The sequence below is a fragment of the Falsochrobactrum tianjinense genome, assembly GCF_019100495.1.
Lineage (GTDB): Bacteria > Pseudomonadota > Alphaproteobacteria > Rhizobiales > Rhizobiaceae > Brucella > Brucella tianjinense.
In genome coordinates this window covers 578,972-597,001 of sequence record NZ_JAHRVA010000001.1, presented here as the reverse complement: position 1 = coordinate 597,001, position 18,030 = coordinate 578,972, and the positions used below count along the sequence as shown (strand labels likewise).

Here is an 18,030-nt window from a genome sequence, read left to right as displayed (position 1 = left end):
ATAAGTAGTATTACTTAGTTTTACTTGGAATTGAAATAGGGACTTTTTGTAAAAGTATCTGAAATTCAAAAATGGTATTAACCCGAAATTATCGGACATGCCTTATACAAGGCGACGATGAAATATCTCTTGCTGAGTATTGCGGTTGCGTTTGGCTGGCTTTTGGGGAGTCAGCCATCCCAGGCCCAGACAGATCCCAGAGCGCCTGACTTCTTCAACCAGAAGGAGAGGCTGCCGCTGCCGTCATTGCAGGGGGTCAGCCGACTTCGTTTTCTGACAACGCTCGACTTCCCGCCCTTCAACATGCTCAACGATGCCGGGCAGCTTTCGGGCTATAATGTCGACCTCGCCAAGGCACTGTGCAGCCAGATGGGACTGAACGACATCTGCCAGATCGAGGCGGTTCCGTGGGATGAGATGGAAGACCGCCTGGAAAAGGGCGGGGCCGAAGCCATTATCGCGGGACTGGGGCCCACTCGACAGAACCGGAAAAAGCTCGCCTTCACACGCGCTTATATACGCCTTCCTGCGCGCTTTGCGACAACAAAGGCAAAGACGTTCAAAAAACCGGCTGCGACAGCCGTGCGTGGAAAAAATATAGGCATCATCGCCGGAACCGCCCACGAAGAATTGCTGAAAAGCTATTTTCCGCAAGCCCTGGCCAAGCCCTATCCAGATCGTCCCGCCATGCTCGCCGCCCTGCAAAAAAGCGAAGTGGAAGCCGTGTTCGACGATGGAATGGCGCTTTCCTTCTGGCTCGGCAGCCCGCAGTCAAGCGAATGCTGCACCTTTACCGATGGTCCTTATTTGGCCCCGCAATATCTTGGTCCAGGTCTCGTAATTGCTGTGAGTCAGGAAAATGCGCCGCTGGCAGCAGCCTTCAACAATGCGCTCCAGGCCCTGCAAGAAAAAGGCATCCTGACAGAGCTTTATCTGCGCTATTTTCCAACCAGCTTCTATTGAACGGTTTTTCTTGGGTTATTTTGCCGCATCAAAAAAATCATCGAGCGAATTTTCAATATTTTTTGAAACTTCTGTCTATTCGATACTTACATTATAAAAGTAAAATTATTTCATATCAAATAATTGCAGAGGAAATGGTAGGAGTTAGACGGAGAATTTTATCTATACAGGATAATTTTCGACCGCTTCTTAGCACATCCTCTTAAAAAGTACATGGATTTATTTGCTTTGCAGAATCTCTCTTTCGTTCAATAATCAATATTGAGGAGAAGGAGGAGTAATCAATGTATATCGATACCAGTGGCTATTGGCATAAAGCACCCGAACGGACTCGCCGTTCGCCAAATGAAGCGCTTTATGTATTTTTCGGCATATTTCTCGCCTGCCTGACTGTGCCTGCCGCCATAATCCTGTGGGCGATCGTCAGCAGCATCACCTCGACATTCTGAAAGCCTGAAAATGTGGAGAGTGGAAAGATCGGATTTAAATTTACGCTTACGTCAATGTAACTATTGCACATAAGATAAAAGTCGACCAAATTGATTTTGAGGAGACTGTCTCAATGGGGCAGCAATGGAAAAAGGCGGCAGATTACGCCGTTGGCAACGGATGGGGCAATCCGGGGAGAATACATGGCGGAAAAAGCATCGCAAACGACTTCAGGTCATACCACTCCAGATAAGGCCGGCGGAGAAAACGGAGCGGCATTCGAGACTGTCTCGTCTGAAGCGATAATTGCGACGAAATCTGCCGGTGGGAAAGTCTGGCTGAAATCCTATCCCAAAGACGTTCCGCATGAGATCGACCTGAGTAAAACTGGTTCCATTGGTGACATGATCGGTAATGCCTGCCGGCAATTTGCGGATCGGCCTGCCTTTACCTGCATGGGCAAGGATTTAACCTATAAGGAGCTGGACGAGCATTCACGCAGGCTTGCGGCGTGGTTTCAGTCGCGCGGGCTGGTCAAGGGCGATCGCGTCGCCATCATGCTTCCCAATATTCTGCAATATCCGGTCGCCATCACGGCAGCGCTGCGGGCCGGTCTGGTCGTCGTCAATGTCAATCCGCTCTATACGCCGCGCGAACTGGAGCACCAGCTGAACGATGCGGGCGCCAAAGCATTGATCGTGCTGGAAAATTTTGCCGCCACCGTGCAAAAGGCCCTGCCGTCACTCAACGTATCCAATATCATTGTTGCTTCCATGGGCGACATGCATGGCCTGAAAGGCCACATCATCAATTTCGTCGTACGCAACGTGAAAAAGCTGGTACCGGAATGGCATATTCCCGGTCATACCCGCTTCAAGAAAGCCCTGGCACAGGGCCGCAGCGAATCGTTCGACCCGGTGCCGGTGGACAGTTCGGATACCGCCTTTCTGCAATATACCGGCGGCACCACAGGCATCTCCAAGGGCGCGATGCTAAGCCATGCCAATATCCTTGCCAATATGGAGCAGATGCGGATATGGCTGGAAGTGGCGTTCCGCAACAAGGGCAAGCCGAAGGAACTGCATTTCATCTGCGCCCTGCCGCTCTATCATATCTTCGCGCTGACCGTGAATGCGATGATCGGCCTCAAGCTGGGCGCGCGCAATATTCTCATTCCCAACCCGCGCGATATTCCGGCCTTCGTCAAGGAATTGCAGAAATATCCGTTCCATATTTTCCCCGGCCTCAATACGCTGTTCAACGCATTGATGAACAATCAGGATTTCGCCGCACTCGACTTCAAGCCACTGGTTCTTACTGTCGGCGGCGGCATGGCCGTGCAGCGCCCGGTTGCGGAACGCTGGGCGAAAATGACCGGCTGTCATATTACCGAAGGCTATGGCCTGTCGGAGACATCACCGGTGATTTCCGCCAATCCGCTTGATGCGACGGAGTTCAGCGGCACCATCGGCCTGCCCATGCCATCGACCGAAATTACCATCCGCGACGATGACGGCCACGACCTGCCGCTGGGTGAAGTCGGGGAAATCTGCGTGCGCGGGCCACAGGTCATGCTCGGCTACTGGAATCGGCCCGACGAGACCGCCCGCACCCTCATGCCGGATGGATTCTTCCGCACCGGCGATATGGGTTTCATGGACGAGCGCGGCTTTACCAAGATCGTCGACCGCAAGAAGGATATGATCATCGTGTCCGGCTTCAACGTCTATCCCAATGAAATCGAGGAAGTGGCGGCGGAACATCCCGGTATTCTGGAATCGGCGGCTATTGGAATTGCCAACGAGCATTCCGGTGAAGTCGTGAAGCTTTTCGTGGTGCGGCGCGATCCCAGTCTCACAGCCGACGAAGTAAAGGCCTTCTGCGCCGAACGGCTGACCAATTACAAGCGACCGCGCGAGGTGGAGTTCCGCGATTCCTTGCCCAAGACCAATGTCGGCAAAATCCTCAGGCGCGAATTGCGCGCTTAAACAACGGGGTTAAATAAAGCAGGCAGGGCCGCAATAGAATCCAGCACCAGATCCGCATGAGGCTCCAGCACCTCGCGCGGGGAGTTGCCCGAAAGCACGCCTATCGCCAGCCCCGCTTTTGCGGCGCGTGCGGTTTCCAGATCATGCAGATTATCGCCGACCATGGCGATCTGGCCGGGCTTCAGCCCGGTCTCTCGCGCAAAATAAAGCAGTGGATCGGGATGAGGCTTTGGCCGCGCCGCCGTGTCATAGCCGATCACCACATCGAAAAATCCATCAATGCCGAGCGCCTTGGCGGTAGCATGTGCGCCTGCCTCTGAATCATTGGTGGCGATGCCGAGCTTGTAGCCCATCTCGTGCAGGGTCTGGAGCGTTTCGCGCAAGCCCTCGATGGCAACCGCCGAGCGCGCACCTTCGGCCACGCAATAGGCGTCATATTCTGCCAGCTTGTCCGTAAAATTACGGCCTGCCAGAGTCGGATGCCAGAGCGAAACAATGTCAAGTCCGGTTCCTGCCGCAATCACCGAATTGGGGCGAAAACGCCGGGCCTGCCAGTCATAGCCGCCCGCCTCGAGCAGCGAACGCGCGCGTGTCTCGTCGCCATCCGCCGCACGCTGCGCCAGATGCCACGACACCGAAAACCATGTGCGGTCGAAATCAATCAGCGTGCCATCCTTGTCGAACAGGATGGCACGGATGTTTTCAAGCCGTTCCGGCAACAATGTTCCGCTCATGCCTCAAGCGCACCAGCGCGTTTTTTGATCGCCGAGGGCTTTGCGCCCAGCAGCTTGAGAAGATCATCGCCGCGGCGGATATAACGCAGTGAACGCCGTGTCAGAATGCGGCCAGCCTGCGGTGCGGTCAGCGTAATGTCGCCTTCCGGCTCGCCGGGCTTTGTGACCACCGTCACCAGCCTTGCGCCTTCTTCCACCACATCGCCGGGCGAAACATGGTAAAGTACCATCCCGCCTTCCGGCGCGCGCAGCATTTCGACATTTTCAAGCGGCGTTACCAGACCTTTGTAATCAAGATCAAGCTTAACGCTCTCATCGCGGACCACACCGCGATGAACGAGGAATTTGTAAAGCCCTTCCGCATCACCCTTGCCCATATCGGCATAGACATCGCTCAGGCCACGGAATTCAACCGTGGTCACGGCGCGGCGCTTCATATTGCGCTGATCAGCAGGCAGTTGCAGCACAGGATGCGCGCAGGCTTCCTCGAAGGCCGCATCTGCGGTCGTATCCCAGGCGAGAATCGCCGTCGAGCCGAGGGCGATTGCAAGATCCTTCATGTCCTCAACGAATTCATCGGCGATATAGAGATAGTTTTCGCTTTCATCGTCGCAATGAAGGTCGAGCACAATATCATGGGGCAGGGCAAGCCTGAGCAGCGCAGCTTTGAGGCGCTGGACAAGGGCCACCGGCGCGTCGGGCGCGGGCAGTTCGGAGGTGCTGAAATCCGGCAGAAGCGGAAAAGCGCGATTGAAATTGACCGCCGAAAAAGACTCGAAACGGCCCAGATGCTGGTGCGCCTGCCATTGGGCGGAACCGATGGGATTCGCCTGCGGGACGACCGTAATATTGCCAAGGATGCGGCCTTCATCGGCGGCTTGTCTCAACATGGGAACGAGGAAATGAAGGGCCGCCTGCCCCGGCAGTTCTCCGCCATGCAGCGAGGATTGCAGATAGGCGGTCGGCGCTTGCGCATCCGTGCCCGCAAAGCGCAGCACGCGCAATTCGATGGCATTGCCCGGTACATCGCCAGCAAACTCGATGATTTCAGTCTTCATTATCGTTCCCATTTAAACCATAGAAAAGCCGGGCAAAGCGCCCAGCTTGTATTTGTTATTATCAGGCTTTGCGGCGCGCATGCAAATGCGCGACCAGCCCTTGCGTCGAGGCGTCGCGACTGCTGGCAGCTTCCTTGCCGGACACCACCGGCAGAAGCTCGGTTGCCAGTTCCTTGCCAAGCTCCACGCCCCATTGATCGAAGGCGTTGATGCCGAAAATCTGCGCTTCGACAAAGACGCGGTGCTCGTAAAGCGCGATCAGGCGTCCGAGCGCATAGGGATCGAGCTGATCATGCACCAGCGTCAGCGACGGGCGATTGCCGGAAAAAACCCGGTGCGGCGCGAGGCGCTCCACTTCCGGTCCGGACAGGTTCTTCGCTTGCAACTGCGCGCGCGCTTCATCAAGCGTGCGGCCTTTCATCAGCGCTTCCGACTGGGCAAGGCAATTGGCGAGCAGCATTTCATGCTGGTGGACGAGCTGCGGCTCGTGGCCCTTGGCGGCGACGATGAATTCCAGCGGGATCGTATCCGTACCCTGATGCAGAAGCTGGAAGAAGGCGTGCTGGCCATTTGTACCCGGCTCGCCCCAGACGACGGGGCCGGTAGGGCCCGAAACCGGCTTGCCTTCGACGCTTACGCTCTTGCCGTTCGATTCCATATCGAGCTGCTGGAGATAGGCGGGCAGACGCGCCAGACGCTGGTCGTAAGGGATGACCGCACGGCTGCCATAATTACAGATCGCGCGGTGCCAATAGCCGATGAGGCCAAGCCAGACAGGCAGATTGTCTTTGAGCGGCGCATCGCGGAAATGCACATCCATGGCATGGGCGCCAGCGAGGAATTTTCGGAAATTATCCGGCCCGATGGCGATCATCACCGGCAGGCCGATGGCCGACCAGACCGAATAGCGACCGCCGACCCAATCCCAGAAGCCAAAAACCCGATCCTGATCGATGCCGAAGGCCGCAACCTTGTCGAGCGCCGTGGAAACGGCGGCAAAATGCGCGCCGACCGCCGCCTCGCCCAGCGCATCCGCCACCCATTTGCGCGCCGTCTGCGCATTGGTCATGGTTTCGATAGTGGTGAAGGTCTTGGAAGCGATTATGACCAGCGTGGTCCCCGGATCGAGCTTTTCCAGCGTGTCGGCTATATGCGCTCCGTCGATATTGGAAACGAAATGCGCGCGCGGGCCGTCATGACAGGGCGCGAGCGCCAGCGTCACCATAGCGGGACCAAGGTCGGAACCGCCAATGCCGATATTCACGATATCGGTGATCTTTTTGCCATTCGCACCCTTGAGCGCGCCGGAACGGATGCCCTCCGAAAATTCAGCCATACGATCGAGAACCGCTTTGACATCGGGCAATACATCATGCCCATCGACCAGCACTTCTTTTGAGGATGTATCGCGCAGCGCCACATGCAGCACGGCGCGGTCCTCGGTGTTGTTGATATGCTCACCCGCAAACATCGCGGCACGCCGCCCTTCGACATCGGCGGCCTGCGCCAGTTCGGTCAGAAGCGCAATCGTCTCGTCATTGATGCGGCACTTCGACCAGTCAAACAAAAGATCGTCAAGCGCCAGCGAATAGCGCGAGAAGCGGCCGGGATCGGAAGCAAAGGCTGCGCGCATATCCTGCGGCGCGGATTCCGCCCAATGTTTCTTGAGCTTTGCAACCGTCACTTCAAGCTTCGCCGCGTCTCGTGCCATTATGCTACTCCTCAAAATCAAATCGATTTAATCTGCGGTATTAGAGCATTCTTGCCAGAGTTTGCAGCACCAAAATGACGAAATTTTTAATTTGGATGCAGTTCCGACATTGCGTATGCATCAATTTAGATTGATCCCATCGGGAGTAAAGCATGGATCTGACCGGAGAAGAGAGAATCGCAGCGCCCCGACAGGCCGTATGGGATGCATTGAACAATATCGAAACGCTGAAAGCCTGTATTCCAGGCTGTGAGGATCTGGAGCGCATTTCGGACACGGAAATCCGGGCCGCGCTCAAGGTAAAGCTGGGCGTGATCAATGTGCGCTTTCACGGCATTCTGGAACTCTCCAACATGAACCCGCCGCTTTCCTACACCATCTCCGGCAAGGGCGAAGGCTCCATCGCCGGTTTCGCGCATGGGGCGACCGACGTAAAGCTGGATGAGGCGGAGGGCGAAACAATCCTTTCCTATGCCATTCGCGGCGATGCAGGCGGCAGGATCGCCCAGCTTGGCACGAAGCTGCTCGGCTCCGTGGCGCGCAGAATCGCCGATCGCTTCTTTGCCAATATAGCGCTGGCCGCTTCCAGCGCAGCAATCGCGGCGGGGTGATTGCTGCTATTATTGACCAGATGATAAAAAATTTGACCTTCTGAAAAAATATGTCATCCTGTTTGCAACCGGCATAAGCGACCAAAAAGATCGCGGCCGGAAAACAGTTACGACGCGCAAAGGGAACCCGCGTCGAAACGCCAGCAAAATGGGAGATGCGATCCATGACATACACGGGATCAGCAGGGAATTCATCCATTAGTGCATCGGGTGGTGCATCCGGGCCGGATATAAGCGGCGCGCGGCTCGAAGCCGCCGATTATGCGCATGTCTTCGATGATCTGCATCCGCCGCTCTCGCGGCATGAGGCCATCGTCGAATCCGACCGTTGCTATTTCTGCTATGATGCACCCTGCATGAATGCCTGCCCCACGAGCATCGATATTCCGCTGTTCATCCGGCAGATCAGTGCCGGCAACCCGGTGGGCGCGGCCAAAACCATTCTCAACGAAAATATTCTGGGCGGCATGTGCGCGCGCGTTTGCCCCACCGAAACACTGTGCGAAGAAGTGTGCGTACGTGAAGTGGCGGAAGGCAAGCCGGTGAAGATCGGCCATCTGCAACGCTATGCGACCGATGTGCTGATGGCGCAGAACATGCATCCTTTCACCCGCGCGCCCGAAACGGGCAAGCACATCGCCATTGTCGGGGCCGGTCCAGCGGGCATTTCCGCCGCCCATCGGCTTGCAACCCATGGCCATCAGGTGACGATTTTCGAAGCGCGGCCCAAGGGCGGCGGACTGAATGAATATGGCATCGCGGCCTATAAGACGGTCGATGATTTCGCCCGGCGCGAGCTGGAATTCGTGCTGAAAATCGGCGGCATCAATATAGAATATAATCAGACGCTCGGTCAGGACATCACCATCGATACGCTCAAGGCCGGTTACGACGCCGTGTTTCTTGGCATGGGCCTGCCCGGCGTGAACGGTCTCGGCCTTGCCGGGGAAGACGCGCCGAACGTGCTTGATGCGGTCGATTACATCGCAAATCTGCGGCAGGCAAAAGACCTTTCCGCCCTCCCAGTGGGCCGCAATATCGTCGTCATCGGCGGCGGCATGACGGCAATCGATGCCGCGATCCAGACCAAGAAGCTGGGCGCTGAAAATGTCACGGTCGTTTACCGGCGTGGGCAGGAAAGCATGAATGCCAGCGCCTATGAGCAGGATCTGGCGCAAATCCATGGCGTCGTGATCCGCCACTGGTTGCAGCCGCATTCGCTGGAGTGCAATGAAGACGGCACCGTGCATTCGGTTATTTTCGAATATACCCACAATCAGGAAGGCAAGCTTGCCGGTACCGGCGAATATCTGATGCTGGAAGCCGATCAGGTCTTCAAGGCTATCGGCCAGACTTTCGATCCCGAACCGCTGCACGGGTCTGGTATCGGCCTTTCCAGAGGGCGCATAAGCGTTGATGGCGAAGGACGCACCTCGGTCGAGGGCATATGGGCGGGCGGCGACTGTGTCGCTGGAGGCCAGGACCTGACCGTCGCATCGGTGGAGGACGGCAAGATTGCCGCCGAATCGATCCATGCAGCGCTGATGCAACCGCTCCAGGCCGTAGACGGTTTCGCGGAAGCGGTGCTTTCGGGCGGCGTCCATCATTCGCTTGCGCGCGAAACCCCCGTCAAACCAGCCAATTGGCTCGCAGGCGAACAGGGCTGAGGAGGTTCACGAACATGGCTGATCTTTCAACAAATTTCCTTGGCATCAAATCACCCAATCCGTTCTGGCTGGCTTCGGCTCCGCCGACCGACAAGGCCTATAATGTCGAGCGCGCCTTTCAGGCAGGTTGGGGCGGCGTGGTGTGGAAGACGCTCGGCGCCGAAGGCCCCCCGGTCGTCAATGTCAACGGGCCGCGCTATGGCGCGATCCATGGGGCGGACCGGCGGCTGCTGGGCCTCAACAATATCGAACTCATCACCGATCGCCCGCTGGAGATCAATCTTCGCGAGATGAAAGAGGTAAAGATGCGCTGGCCCGACCGGGCGCTGATTGCCTCGATCATGGTCCCTTGCGAGGAGGAAGCATGGAAGGCAATTCTGCCGCTGGTGGAGGAAACCGGCGCGGACGGTATCGAGCTTAATTTCGGCTGTCCGCACGGCATGAGCGAACGCGGCATGGGGGCTGCGGTCGGACAGGTGCCTGAATATGTCGGCATGGTCGTCAAATGGTGCAAACAATATAGCCGGATGCCCGTCATCACCAAGCTGACGCCCAATGTCACCGATATCCGCAATCCTGCACGCGCGGCTTTCGCCCATGGCACGGATGCGGTGTCGCTCATCAACACGATCAACTCCATTGTGTCGGTCGATCTCGACAATTTCTCGCCAGTGCCTTCCATTGACGGGCGCGGCAGCCATGGCGGCTATTGCGGCCCGGCAGTCAAGCCGATCGCACTTAACATGGTGGCGGAAATCGCCCGCGATCCCGAAACGGCGGGCCTGCCGATTTCAGGCATTGGCGGCATTACCACATGGCGCGATGCCGCCGAATTCATTGCGCTGGGCTGCGGCACGGTTCAGGTCTGCACCGCCGCCATGACCTATGGTTTCAAGGTCGTGCAGGAAATGATCGATGGGCTTTCGGACTGGATGGACGAGAAGGGCTTTACCTCGCTTGATGATTTTCAAGGCCGCGCCGTCGGCCAGGTGACGGACTGGCGCTATCTCAATCTCAATTACATCACCAAGGCGCGCATTGATCAGGATCTTTGCATCAAATGCGGGCGCTGCCACATTGTTTGCGAGGACACGTCGCATCAGGCAATCACGGCGATGGTTGATGGGGCGCGCCATTTCGAGGTGATCGACGAGGAATGCGTGGGCTGCAATCTCTGCGTCAATGTCTGCCCCGTCGAAAACTGCATCACAATGGAGCAGATCGCCGGTTATGATCCGCGCACGAAAGAGCCCATTGCGCCAGAATATGCCAACTGGACCACGCATCCCAACAACCCCATGGCCGCGCGGGAAGCGGCGGAGTGAAACAGGTGCCGGGTCGTGATCAACGGGCCCGGCGCTTCAAACCTTTGTTTTTGCGCATGTCTTTATCCCAAAACCGGCTCTCACTTTTGGAAGACATGTTTCAGGATTGCGGCGCTTCATTGCGCACCCGCACGCCGTCGAGGATGATCGCGGCGAGCGAGTTTGCCGTTTCCTCGTAAAAGTCCGCACTGTCGGCACGTTTGCCGAGAATGGCGGAAACCTGCACCGAAAAATCGGAATAATGCTGCGTGACAGCCCAGATCGTGAAGATCAGATGATAGGGATCGACTGGCGCGATGCGTCTTTGCGCGATCCAGTGATGGATAACGGCTGCTTTTTCATCGACCAGATCCTTGAGATGGCCTTTGAGAAAATTCGAGATTGCCGGTGCGCCATGCAGGATTTCATTGGCGAAGAGGCGCGATGCTTCGGGCTTTTTTGCCGACATTTCAAGCTTTTGCGCAATGTAGCGGCGCAGTTCCGCCAGCGGATCGCCATTCGGATCGATGTTTTCGAGCGGCTCAAGCCATTCGGTCAGGGTTTCTTCCAGAACGGTGACGTAAATATTCTGTTTGCGCGGGAAATAATAGAGCAGATTCGGCTTCGACATGCCTGCTTTTTCAGCAATCTGATCGACCGTCGAGCCGCGAAAACCGTAATGGGAAAAGACCTCAAGTGCTGCATCCAGTATGAGCCTGCGGTTGATTCCCTGAATACGTGTCGCGCCTTCCGCCTTCTCGCCGGGGGCCGGTTCTGCGGGGTTGCCTGAGTCCATGACCATATAACACCTTTGCGCAGGCAGAATTCATTAAAACCGCTTGACCGTTGCCGAACGCTCTTCTAGCCTGCATTTTGACCAACTAGTCAAGTTTTTGCAAACTTTGCAAGAAAATTGAGGCCCGAGAGCCAGGTCGCGGGAACAAATACAAGATGCTATGAAAGACGGTAAACAGTCTTGCAGCAAATTAAAATGTGGAGCCGGAGCATATGGAGCTCAGCAGCAACCCCAAAATAAGCAATCTTCGCATTGATGGCGACCGCCTGTGGGACAGCCTGATGGAGATGGCCAAAATCGGACCCGGCCTGCGCGGCGGAAATAACCGCCAGACGCTGACGGATGAGGATGGCGAGGGCCGCAAGCTGTTTCAGGGCTGGTGCGAAAAATCCGGCCTGTCGATGGCTGTCGACACGATGGGCAATATGTTCTTCACTCGCCCCGGCGAGGATGCCGATGCCGACCCGGTCTATATGGGCAGCCATCTAGACACGCAGCCGACCGGCGGCAAGTTCGACGGCGTTCTGGGGGTGCTGGGCGCGCTCGAAGTGGTGCGCACGCTCGACGATATGAGCATCAGGACAAAGCGCCCCATCGTCATCGCCAACTGGACCAATGAGGAAGGCACCCGCTTTGCGCCCGCCATGCTTGCATCGGGCGTTTTCGCAGGCGTACACGACCAGGACTGGGCCTATGGGCGGCAGGATGCCAACGGCAAGAAATTCGGTGATGAACTGGAGCGCATCGGCTGGAAGGGCGATGAGCCGGTGGGCCAGCGAAAAATCCACGCCATGTTCGAGCTCCACATCGAACAAGGGCCGATCCTCGAAGCAGAAAACAAGGATATTGGCATCGTCACCCATGGCCAGGGCCTGTGGTGGCTGCAAGTGACGCTGACCGGCAAGGAAGCCCATACCGGCTCCACGCCGATGAAAATGCGCAAGAATGCCAGCCTTGGCCTGGGCAAAATGCTGCAACTTGTCAACGAGATCGCCATGGCGCATCAGCCCGACGCGGTGGGCGGCGTCGGCCATATCGATGTATCGCCCAATTCGCGCAATGTGCTGCCGGGGCAGATCGTTTTCACGGCGGATTTCCGCTCGCCCCATCAGGCCACGCTCGACGCAATGAAGACGCGTTTCGAGACGGAAGCGCCGAAAATTGCCGAAGAGCTTGGCATCGGCATCGAAATCGATGTGGCGGGACATTTCGATCCGGTGACATTCGACGAGGGTTGTGTCGGCGCGATCCGCAATGCGGCGGAGCGGCTCGGCTACAGCCATCGCAATATCGTTTCCGGTGCGGGCCATGATGCCTGCTGGGTCAATCGGGTGGCGCCGACCGCCATGATCATGTGTCCCTGCGTGGACGGGCTGAGCCACAATGAAGACGAGGATATTTCAAAGGAATGGGCGTCGGCGGGAACCGACGTTCTTTTGCATGCCGTATTGGAGACTGCTGAAATCGTGAGCTGACATTCAGGACTCCAATACTGCTTCTGTTCGCAACAAAACCAACAAGGGGAACGACGAACAATGGCAAACAAGGTCATCAAAGGCGGCACCGTCATTACAGCGGACCGCACCTTCAAAGCCGATGTTCTCATCGAAGGCGAAAAGATTGTCGCTGTCGGCGATAATCTAGCTGGCGATGAAGTCATAGATGTATCCGGCTGCTACATCATGCCCGGCGGCATCGACCCGCACACCCATCTGCAAATGCCGTTCATGGGCACCTATTCATCGGATGATTTTGACACCGGCACGGCGGCAGCGCTTGCCGGCGGCACGACGATGGTTGTCGATTTCGTGTTGCCCGGCTCGGAAGGCAATCTTCTCGACGCGCTTCAGGAATGGTTCCAGAAAGCGGGCAAGGCGCGCACCGATTATTCATTCCATATGGCGATCACCGGCTGGAACGAGCGTACCTTTAATGAAATGGCCGAAGTGGTGAAGCGCGGCATCAACACCTTCAAGCACTTCATGGCCTATAAGGGCGCCTTGATGGTGAATGACGACGAGATGTTCGCCTCGTTCCAGCGCTGCGCGGAACTGGGCGCCATGCCGCTGGTGCACGCGGAAAACGGCGACGTTGTCGCACAACTGCAGGCCAAGCTGATGGCGGAGGGTAATGACGGGCCGGAGGCCCACGCCTATTCCCGTCCGCCGGAAGTGGAGGGCGAAGCGACCAACCGCGCCATCATGATCGCCGATCAGGCAGGCGTGCCGCTTTATGTCGTGCATGTTTCCTGTGAGCAGAGCCACGAAGCCATTCGCCGTGCGCGGCAGAAGGGAATGCGCGTCTATGGCGAGCCGCTGATCCAGCATCTGACGCTCGATGAAAGCGAATATCACAATCGCGACTGGGATTATGCCGCGCGTCGCGTCATGTCGCCACCTTTCCGCGATCAGCTCAATCAGGACAGCCTGTGGGCGGGGCTTGCAGCCGGTTCGCTTCAGGTTGTGGCAACCGACCATTGCGCCTTCACCACCGAGCAGAAGCGCTATGGCATAGGCAATTTCACCAAAATCCCCAATGGCACGGGTGGCCTTGAGGAGCGCATGCCGGTGCTGTGGTCGCGTGGCGTGCGCACCGGACGTCTGACGCCAAATGAATTCGTGGCCGTGACCTCGACCAATATTGCCAAAATCCTCAATATCTATCCGCAGAAGGGCGCAATCCTGCCGGGTGCGGATGCCGATCTCGTCATCTGGGATCCTGAGGCGACCAAAAAAGTCTCAGCCAAGACGCAGCATTCTTCTATTGATTACAATGTGTTCGAGGGGTTCGAGCTGAAGGGCCTGCCGGTCAAGACGATCTCGCGCGGGCGCGTTGCCTTCGACAAGGGCAAGGTGAAGGCAGAACCCGGCGACGGGCGCTTCATTGAACGGGAGGCGAATGGCCCCGTCAACAAGGCCCTGTCGCAATGGAAGGAAATCGTAGCGCCCCGCAAGGTGGAGCGCAGCGCTGAACACATGCCGATAGGGGTCTGAAACGATGACCATGGCTCAGCTTCGGGAAATGCATGTGATGAATGTCGATAGCATGGCCCCGGAGCGGGGCGCAAATGCAGATGAAACCGTGATCAATATCGACGATCTGTCATTGGTGTTCGAGACAAATGACGGGCCGGTCCACGCGCTCTCCAACATTGATCTCGCCGTGAAACGCGGCGAGTTTGTTTCCTTCATCGGCCCTTCAGGTTGTGGCAAGACCACCTTGATGCGTGTCGTCGCCGATCTGGAGAAACCGACAGCCGGCTCCGTGACCGTCAACGGCAAGACACCGGAACAGGCCCGTCTCGATCGTTCCTACGGCTATGTATTTCAGGCAGCGGCCCTTTTTCCGTGGCGCACCATTGAAGACAATATCGGCCTGCCGCTGGAAATCATGGGGCATTCCAGGGCCGGCCGTCAGGCGCTGATCGAAAAGAACCTTGCATTGGTCAACCTTTCCGGCTTCGGGAAGAAATATCCGTGGCAGCTTTCAGGCGGCATGCAGCAGCGCGCTTCCATTGCCCGCGCCTTGTCGTTCGATCCCGACATGCTTTTGATGGATGAGCCTTTCGGGGCGCTCGACGAGATTGTTCGCGACCATCTCAACGAGCAGCTTTTGAAGCTGTGGGCCGCCACACAGAAGACCGTGATTTTCGTCACCCACTCGATACCGGAAGCCGTGTTCCTCTCAACCAAGATCGTTGTGATGAGCCCGCGTCCCGGCCGCATTCATGAGATCATCGATTGCGATCTGGGAGCGAACCGCTCACTGGAAATCCGCGACTCGGAAGCCTTCCTCAAAATCGCCCATCGCGTACGTGAAGGGCTGCGGCTGGGGCATATCCATGAGTGAACAGCGCTCCTTTATTTCGTGCAAAGGGGAGCAATGATGAAAAGCTTCCTGCACGACAAGTTCATTCCGGTGACGACTGTTCTCGCCGTCATCATCGCGCTCTGGTATGCGCTTGCGGTGTTCCTGAATGCGCCTTTCGAGCGTGATCAGGCTCAGCGCGCGGGGACCGAAATTTCGTTTTCCACGCTCGTCACCAATACTATGAGCCAGGCTCGTCCCGTCCTGCCCGCGCCGCATCAGGTGGCTGAAGAAATCTGGAAAAGCGTTTTCAGCGTGAAGCCGACATCCAAGCGCAGCCTCGTCTTTCATGGCTGGGTGACGCTGTCTTCGACGCTGCTCGGTTTCATCATGGGATCGGTACTCGGCGTTCTGCTTGCGGTCGGCATCGTGCATTCGCGCACGCTCGACAAGAGCCTGATGCCGTGGATCATCACCTCGCAGACGATACCGATTCTTGCAATTGCGCCGATGATCATCGTCGTGCTGAACGCCGTTGGCATATCGGGTCTGTTGCCCAAGGCGATCATCTCGACCTATCTGTCCTTCTTTCCGGTGGCGGTCGGCATGGTAAAGGGATTGCGCTCGCCGGATGTGATGCATCTCGACCTCATGCGCACCTATAATGCCTCGCGCACGCAACTGTTCTGGAAGCTGCGCTGGCCCGCCGCCATGCCGTTCCTGTTCACCTCCATGCAGATCGCCGTTGCGATCAGCCTTGTCGGGGCCATTGTCGGCGAGTTGCCGACCGGAGCGGTGGCCGGCCTCGGTGCACGCCTGCTGGCCGGGTCCTATTACGGGCAGACGGTGCAAATCTGGGCGGCGCTGATCGCCGCCGCCATCATGGCAGGCGTGCTGGTGGCGCTTGTCGGGCTGGCGGCGCGGATCATCAATCGCCGCATGGGCGCAAAACCCGAAAGGGCCGTCACATGACAAGCAATGTCATTTCCCTTGTTGCGTTAATTGCCGCATCATGGCTCGTCGTCGGCTGGGTGGCGAGCCTTAAGTCCCGTAACGCGCAGGTGCAGAAGCTTCTGGACATTGCAGTTCCCACTCTTTTCGGCATCGCCATGCTGCTGCTATGGGAAGCGGCGGTCCGGCTTTTCGCAATTCCATCCGTGCTTTTGCCAGCACCCTCAGCCATATGGGCGCGCATCGTCGCCTCCGTACCCATCCTCTGGGCGGATTTCCGTCAGACATTCCTCAAAGCCGTCATCATCGGCTATGTGACGGGCTGCGGGCTTGGTTTCATCACCGCCATCATCGCCGACCGCGTACCCTTTCTGCGCAAGGGGCTGCTGCCGCTCGGTACTCTGGCGGCAGCGCTCCCCATCGTCGGCGTCGCTCCCATCATGGTGATGTGGTTCGGCTTTGACTGGCAATCCAAAGCAGCTGTCGTCATCATCATGACCTTCTTTCCCATGCTGGTGAACACGGTTGCGGGGCTGGCCAGCACTGGCGCGATGGAACGCGACCTGATGGAAACCTATGGCTCGAATTACTGGCAGACGCTACTCAAGCTGCGCCTGCCCGCAGCACAGCCCTTCATCTTCAATGCGCTCAAGATCAACTCCACACTGGCGCTGATCGGGGCCATAGTGGCGGAGTTTTTCGGCACGCCCATCGTCGGCATGGGTTTCCGCATCTCGGCGGAAATCGGACGCATGAATGTGGATATGGTATGGGCTGAGATTTTCGTCGCAGCGCTTGCAGGTTCGCTCTCCTACGGGCTGATCGCGCTGATCGAGCGGAGAATGACGTTCTGGCATCCTTCCTATCGGAAGAGCTGAATCATCCGGCATCCGCAAGAATAAGGCGGGGCGGTCAACTGGAGGAGAACTGAAATGAAAAAGGCAATATTGCTGACGGCGGGGCTTGCAATGGCGCTCATGTCAGGAACGGCCATGGCGGCCGACAAGCTGACCTTGCAGCTTAAATGGGTGACGCAGGGGCAGTTCGCGGGCTATTATGTCGCCAAGGACAAAGGCTTCTACGAAGAAGAAGATCTCGATGTCGAGATCAAGCCCGGCGGCCCGGACGTGGCCCCGCCACAGGTGATCGCGGGCGGCGGCGCCGATGTTGTAGTGGACTGGATGCCTTCAGCGCTGGCCACCCGTGAAAAAGGCGTTCCGCTCGTCAATATCGCTCAGCCCTTCAAGAAGTCCGGCATGATGCTGACCTGTCGCAAGGAAACCGGCATCACCAAGCCCGAGGACTTCAAGGGCCGCACGCTCGGCGTCTGGTTCGGCGGTAATGAATATCCGTTCCTGTCCTGGATGAGTCATCTCAAAATCCCCACCGAGGGCGGCAAGGATGGCGTGACCGTTCTCAAGCAGGGCTTCAATGTCGATCCGCTGATCCAGAAACAGGCCGACTGTATCTCAACGATGACCTATAACGAATACTGGCAGGTCATCGATGCAGGGATACCCGCCGACCAGCTCGTGGTTTTTCCCTATGAGGAACAGGGTGTCGCGACGCTGGAAGACGGCCTCTATGTGCTGGAAAAAAGCCTGGACGACCCCGCCATGGTTGAAAAGCTCGCACGCTTCGTGCGTGCATCCATGAAAGGCTGGAATTACGCTACCGAAAACCCGGCTGAAGCGGCAGAGATCATTCTCGACAACGATGCTTCGGGTGCACAGACGCAGGAAGTCCAAGAGCGTATGATCAAGGAGATCGGAAAGCTGATCGACGGTTCGGACGGCACACTGGATGTAGCGGCTGCAGAGCGCACCGTTGAAACGCTTTTGGGCGGTGGCTCCGATCCGGTCATCACCAAAAAGCCGGAAGGTGCTTGGTCCTCGAAAGTCACCGACGCCATGAAGAAATAGCGGCCCTTTTGTAAGTTTGACAGGAAAGAAACCGGCCAGAGCAGTCCCAACGATATCGTTGAAACCGCTCTGGCTATTTTTAAAACGCA

The 18,030-nt window shown here is 57.2% G+C and carries 16 protein-coding genes; 12 read left to right on the top strand and 4 right to left on the bottom strand.

Features of this window, described 5'->3' with window-relative positions; all coding sequences use genetic code 11:
* The first annotated feature begins 117 nt into the window (after positions 1–117).
* The 3 genes from KUG47_RS02790 (at position 118) to KUG47_RS02780 (ending at position 3,380) form a co-directional block, all read left to right on the top strand.
* Positions 118–963 carry a transporter substrate-binding domain-containing protein gene (locus tag KUG47_RS02790; RefSeq protein WP_217676416.1) on the top strand — a complete coding sequence of 282 codons (846 nt, stop codon included), beginning with the start codon at positions 118–120 and terminating at the stop codon, positions 961–963.
* Positions 964–1,247: 284 nt separating this feature from the next.
* Positions 1,248–1,412 carry a hypothetical protein gene (locus KUG47_RS02785; RefSeq protein ID WP_217676415.1) on the top strand — a complete coding sequence of 55 codons (165 nt, stop codon included), beginning with the start codon at positions 1,248–1,250 and terminating at the stop codon, positions 1,410–1,412.
* A gap of 183 nt (positions 1,413–1,595) precedes the next feature.
* The gene (locus KUG47_RS02780) at positions 1,596–3,380 is read left to right on the top strand and encodes a long-chain-fatty-acid--CoA ligase (RefSeq protein WP_217676414.1); all 1,785 of its coding nucleotides are present in this window, start codon (positions 1,596–1,598) and stop codon (positions 3,378–3,380) included.
* Here the strand turns inward: KUG47_RS02780 and KUG47_RS02775 are convergent.
* From KUG47_RS02775 to pgi, 3 genes are all read right to left on the bottom strand, one after another.
* On the bottom strand, positions 3,377–4,114 hold the full coding sequence (locus KUG47_RS02775; protein ID WP_217676413.1) for an HAD family hydrolase: 738 nt from the start codon (positions 4,112–4,114) through the stop codon (positions 3,377–3,379). The genes KUG47_RS02780 and KUG47_RS02775 overlap by 4 nt on opposite strands.
* On the bottom strand, positions 4,111–5,172 hold the full coding sequence (locus KUG47_RS02770; protein ID WP_217676412.1) for a M14 family metallopeptidase: 1,062 nt from the start codon (positions 5,170–5,172) through the stop codon (positions 4,111–4,113). The genes KUG47_RS02775 and KUG47_RS02770 overlap by 4 nt, the downstream gene beginning before the upstream one ends.
* Positions 5,173–5,233: 61 nt before the next feature.
* Complete coding sequence (gene pgi, locus KUG47_RS02765) at positions 5,234–6,883, bottom strand: glucose-6-phosphate isomerase (protein ID WP_217676411.1); 1,650 nt, start codon at positions 6,881–6,883, stop codon at positions 5,234–5,236.
* A 152-nt stretch (positions 6,884–7,035) separates the two neighbouring features.
* Here pgi and KUG47_RS02760 point away from each other — a divergent pair, with 152 nt between their 5' ends.
* From KUG47_RS02760 to preA, 3 genes are all read left to right on the top strand, one after another.
* On the top strand, positions 7,036–7,494 hold the full coding sequence (locus KUG47_RS02760) for an SRPBCC family protein (RefSeq protein WP_217676409.1): 459 nt from the start codon (positions 7,036–7,038) through the stop codon (positions 7,492–7,494).
* Positions 7,495–7,658: 164 nt separating this feature from the next.
* Entirely contained in the window at positions 7,659–9,161 is a 1,503-nt protein-coding gene (locus tag KUG47_RS02755; protein ID WP_217676408.1) for an NAD(P)-dependent oxidoreductase, read from the top strand.
* 14 nt (positions 9,162–9,175) lie between these two features.
* Positions 9,176–10,486: an NAD-dependent dihydropyrimidine dehydrogenase subunit PreA gene (gene preA / locus KUG47_RS02750; protein WP_217676406.1), complete on the top strand. Its 1,311-nt coding sequence runs from the start codon at positions 9,176–9,178 to the stop codon at positions 10,484–10,486.
* Positions 10,487–10,586: 100 nt separating this feature from the next.
* Here the strand turns inward: preA and KUG47_RS02745 are convergent, their stop codons facing one another.
* On the bottom strand, positions 10,587–11,267 hold the full coding sequence (locus KUG47_RS02745; RefSeq protein ID WP_217676405.1) for a TetR family transcriptional regulator C-terminal domain-containing protein: 681 nt from the start codon (positions 11,265–11,267) through the stop codon (positions 10,587–10,589).
* A 206-nt stretch (positions 11,268–11,473) separates the two neighbouring features.
* On the opposite strand from KUG47_RS02745, the gene KUG47_RS02740 reads away from it, so the two are divergent.
* The 6 genes from KUG47_RS02740 to KUG47_RS02715 are packed head-to-tail and all read left to right on the top strand — an operon-like array spanning position 11,474 to position 17,941.
* A complete protein-coding gene (locus KUG47_RS02740) occupies positions 11,474–12,736 on the top strand; it encodes a Zn-dependent hydrolase (protein ID WP_217676404.1) in 1,263 nt (420 codons plus the stop codon).
* A gap of 60 nt (positions 12,737–12,796) precedes the next feature.
* Complete coding sequence (gene hydA / locus KUG47_RS02735; protein ID WP_217676403.1) at positions 12,797–14,254, top strand: dihydropyrimidinase; 1,458 nt, start codon at positions 12,797–12,799, stop codon at positions 14,252–14,254.
* A gap of 37 nt (positions 14,255–14,291) precedes the next feature.
* Positions 14,292–15,110 carry an ABC transporter ATP-binding protein gene (locus tag KUG47_RS02730; RefSeq protein ID WP_185918134.1) on the top strand — a complete coding sequence of 273 codons (819 nt, stop codon included), beginning with the start codon at positions 14,292–14,294 and terminating at the stop codon, positions 15,108–15,110.
* 36 nt (positions 15,111–15,146) lie between these two features.
* A complete protein-coding gene (locus KUG47_RS02725) occupies positions 15,147–16,040 on the top strand; it encodes an ABC transporter permease (protein WP_217676958.1) in 894 nt (297 codons plus the stop codon).
* Positions 16,037–16,897: an ABC transporter permease gene (locus KUG47_RS02720; protein WP_185917418.1), complete on the top strand. Its 861-nt coding sequence runs from the start codon at positions 16,037–16,039 to the stop codon at positions 16,895–16,897. The genes KUG47_RS02725 and KUG47_RS02720 overlap by 4 nt, the downstream gene beginning before the upstream one ends.
* A gap of 54 nt (positions 16,898–16,951) precedes the next feature.
* A complete protein-coding gene (locus KUG47_RS02715) occupies positions 16,952–17,941 on the top strand; it encodes an ABC transporter substrate-binding protein (RefSeq protein WP_217676402.1) in 990 nt (329 codons plus the stop codon).
* Positions 17,942–18,030 lie beyond the last annotated feature (89 nt).